We start from the raw sequence: 3,833 nt of genomic DNA, 5'->3' as shown, positions 1-3,833 counted from the left end.
TTGGTTGCGGGGACAGGATTTGAACCTGTGACCTTCAGGTTATGAGCCTGACGAGCTACCGGGCTGCTCCACCCCGCGCCACCATATCCGGCGATTGCCGTTTTGTCGGTCTGTCCTCGGGCTTTGCCCAGCGGTCAGACGGTGCGGTTTTAGCCGCGCTTTCCGTTGTTTGGACGGAATGTCATTATGCTCTTGCATTGGTGTTATTGCAAAAGCAAAAGGCCGCTTGATGCGGCCTTGAGATTATTGTGTATGGAATGGAAGGGGACAGATTTCATGTTGCGTTTGGCAGACCTGGCAGCGACCTACTCTCCCGCGTCTTGAGACGAAGTACCATTGGCGCTGGAGCGTTTCACGGCCGAGTTCGGAATGGGATCGGGTGCAGCCGCTCCGCTGTAACCACCAGGTCAGCAAAAAGCAACGATGAAAGAGAAGCTGGTTTTTTGGTAAAGTGAGTGGTCAGTAGTGAGCAGTAAAGACTACTTGCTACTGACTATTCACGATTTCACATCTGATATTGTCAGATGGATATAAGTAATGAGAATGATCAAGCCAATCGAGCTATTAGTACCGGTAAGCTTCATGCGTTGCCGCACTTCCACACCCGGCCTATCAACGTGGTGGTCTTCCACGGCTCTCGAGGGAATACTCGTTTTCAGGTGGGTTTCCCGCTTAGATGCCTTCAGCGGTTATCCCGTCCGTATATAGCTACCCTGCTATGCGGCTGGCGCCACAACAGGTCCACCAGAGATACGTCCATCCCGGTCCTCTCGTACTAGGGACAGATCCTGTCAATATTCCTACACCCACGGCAGATAGGGACCGAACTGTCTCACGACGTTCTGAACCCAACTCACGTACCGCTTTAAATGGCGAACAGCCATACCCTTGGGACCTGCTCCAGCCCCAGGATGCGATGAGTCGACATCGAGGTGCCAAACAACCCCGTCGATATGGACTCTTGGGGGTCATCAGCCTGTTATCCCCGGCGTACCTTTTATCCGTTGAGCGATGGCCCTTCCACACGGGACCACCGGATCACTATGACCGACTTTCGTCTCTGCTCGACTTGTCAGTCTCGCAGTCAGGCGGGCTTATGCCATTGCACTCGACGACCGATTTCCGACCGGTCTGAGCCCACCATCGCGCGCCTCCGTTACTCTTTAGGAGGCGACCGCCCCAGTCAAACTACCCACCATACACTGTCCCGGATCCGGATAACGGACCGCGGTTAGACATCCATATAGGTAAGGGTGGTATTTCAAGGATGACTCCACGAAGGCTGGCGCCCCCGCTTCAAAGTCTACCACCTATCCTACACATGCCGACACGAATGCCAGTGTAAAGCTATAGTAAAGGTGCACGGGGTCTTTCCGTCTAACCGCAGGAACCCCGCATCTTCACGGGGAATTCAATTTCACTGAGTCTGCGTTGGAGACAGCGGGGAAGTCGTTACGCCATTCGTGCAGGTCGGAACTTACCCGACAAGGAATTTCGCTACCTTAGGACCGTTATAGTTACGGCCGCCGTTTACTGGGGCTTCGATTCAAAGCTTGCACCTCTCCTCTTAACCTTCCAGCACCGGGCAGGCGTCAGACCCTATACGTCGTCTTGCGACTTCGCAGAGCCCTGTGTTTTTGGTAAACAGTCGCTACCCCCTGGTCTGTGCCACCCTCCTCTACTTGCGTAGAAAAGGGTCACGCTTCTTCCGAAGTTACGCGTGCAATTTGCCGAGTTCCTTCAACGCAGTTCTCTCAAGCGCCTTGGTATTCTCTACCAGTCCACCAGTGTCGGTTTAGGGTACGGTCTATACGCGGGAGCTATTTCCTGGAACCGCTTCGAAGCCCTTCCAATCCAATAAGGAAGAACAACATACGCGATCCGTCACTACCCGCAGGCCCACGAATATTAACGTGGTTCCCATCGACTACGCCTTTCGGCCTCGCCTTAGGGGCCGGCTAACCCTGCTCAGATTAACTTTAAGCAGGAACCCTTGGACTTTCGGCGAGGGAGTCTCTCACTCCCTTTATCGTTACTCATGTCAGCATTCTCACTTCTGATACCTCCAAGAGCCCTCACGGGTCTCTCTTCAACGGCTTACAGAACGCTCCGCTACCACTTGCCTATTGCTAAGCAAATCCACAGCTTCGGTGTATGGCTTTAGCCCCGGTACATTTTCGGCGCAAAGACCCTTATTTAGACCAGTGAGCTGTTACGCTTTCTTTAAATGATGGCTGCTTCTAAGCCAACATCCTGGTTGTTTTGGGATCCTCACATCCTTTCCCACTTAGCCATAACTTAGGGACCTTAGATGGTGGTCAGGGTTGTTGCCCTCTTCACGACGGACGTTAGCACCCGCCGTGTGTCTGCCGATTAGTACTCTTCGGTATTCGGAGTTTGGTTAGGTTTGGTAAATCGGTGAGATCCCCTAGCCCATCCAGTGCTCTACCCCCGAAGGTATTCGATCGACGCTCTACCTAAATAGATTTCGCGGAGAACCAGCTATCTCCAAGTTTGATTGGCCTTTCACCCCTAGCCACAAGTCATCCCAATCTATTGCAACAGATGCGGGTTCGGTCCTCCAGTAAGTGTTACCTTACCTTCAACCTGCTCATGGCTAGATCACTTGGTTTCGGGTCTAATCCGACGAACTGAACGCCCTGTTCAGACTCGCTTTCGCTGCGCCTACACCTACCGGTTTAAGCTTGCTCGTCAGACTAAGTCGCTGACCCATTATACAAAAGGTACGCTGTCACCCAGAACAAATCTTGGGCTCCAACTGTTTGTAGGCATTCGGTTTCAGGATCTCTTTCACTCCCCTTGTCGGGGTGCTTTTCACCTTTCCCTCACGGTACTGGTTCGCTATCGGTCATGCACGAGTACTTAGGCTTGGAGAGTGGTCTCCCCATGTTCAGACAGGATTTCACGTGTCCCGCCCTACTCAAGGACTTTTATTCGCATTACGTGTACGGGACTATCACCCACTTCGGTCACCCTTTCCAAGGCGTTCCACTTGTCTCATAAAAGCCACTGGCCTGGTCCGCGTTCGCTCGCCACTACTTACGGAGTCTCGTTTGATGTCCTTTCCTCCGGGTACTTAGATGTTTCAGTTCCCCGGGTTCGCTTCTAACCCCTATGTATTCGAAAGTTAGATACCTTATTGTGATATCTAGAAAGTTGAAGTGTTCTTCCCTCACGCACGTACCGCCCTTTCAGGGCTGTGCTCCGGGAGGGCGCGGCATAAGCCGCGACGACCGAGCGGTCTGTATGGGCGCCTCCTTTTGAGAGACAAACCAAAACAGCGCTTCATCGTTCCAACAGTTCAAATTTTCTAGATATCTAAGGTGGGTTTCCCCATTCGGAAATCGTCGGATCAAAGGGTATTCGCACCTCCCCGACGCTTATCGCAGCGTATCACGTCCTTCATCGCCTGTGCATGCCAAGGCATCCACCAAATGCCCTTAAGACACTTGATCATTCTCATTGCCAATATCCATCCTTGCCTTCTCGAATATTTTGCCTGCGTGGGGGATACCAACGCACAACCAAACATTCAGCAACAATCGATTTGACAAAAAAGACCAGCTTCTCGAGATAAATCCGATGGCTCTGCGGTTAAGCGGCCAATCATTTGCAAGGGCTTTTGATGAGCATCCCTTGCGACATTTCCCGGCGTTCATGGCCCGAAGGCCGGCGGACCCGCACCAAAAGGTGCAAACCCTTGAACATCCGGAACAATCCGAACTTATCTTCTCTTCACAATTTCATACAGAACAGGCAACCGAAAGGCTCAAGGCCTGACAAGCTGCAAACTTGTTTCTTTCATCACATGA

The 3,833-nt window shown here is 52.2% G+C and carries 1 protein-coding gene, 1 tRNA gene and 2 rRNA genes; 1 reads left to right on the top strand and 3 read right to left on the bottom strand.

Annotation, left to right across the window (positions count from 1 at the left end):
• Position 1: 1 nt before the first annotated feature.
• The 3 genes from C5750_RS26130 to C5750_RS26120 all read right to left on the bottom strand — a co-directional run bounded on the left by C5750_RS26130 (position 2) and on the right by C5750_RS26120 (position 3,476).
• Positions 2–78, bottom strand: a tRNA-Met gene (locus tag C5750_RS26130).
• 214 nt (positions 79–292) lie between these two features.
• Positions 293–407: ribosomal RNA gene (gene rrf / locus C5750_RS26125) — 5S ribosomal RNA — on the bottom strand.
• A 136-nt stretch (positions 408–543) separates the two neighbouring features.
• Positions 544–3,476: ribosomal RNA gene (locus tag C5750_RS26120) — 23S ribosomal RNA — on the bottom strand.
• A gap of 7 nt (positions 3,477–3,483) precedes the next feature.
• On the opposite strand from C5750_RS26120, the gene C5750_RS26465 reads away from it, so the two are divergent.
• On the top strand, positions 3,484–3,801 hold the full coding sequence (locus tag C5750_RS26465) for a hypothetical protein (RefSeq protein ID WP_130502141.1): 318 nt from the start codon (positions 3,484–3,486) through the stop codon (positions 3,799–3,801).
• Positions 3,802–3,833: the final 32 nt, after the last annotated feature.

The organism is Phyllobacterium myrsinacearum (assembly GCF_002980555.1).
Classification (GTDB): Bacteria; Pseudomonadota; Alphaproteobacteria; order Rhizobiales; family Rhizobiaceae; genus Phyllobacterium; species Phyllobacterium myrsinacearum.
This window is presented reverse-complemented; position numbering and strand designations above follow the sequence as displayed.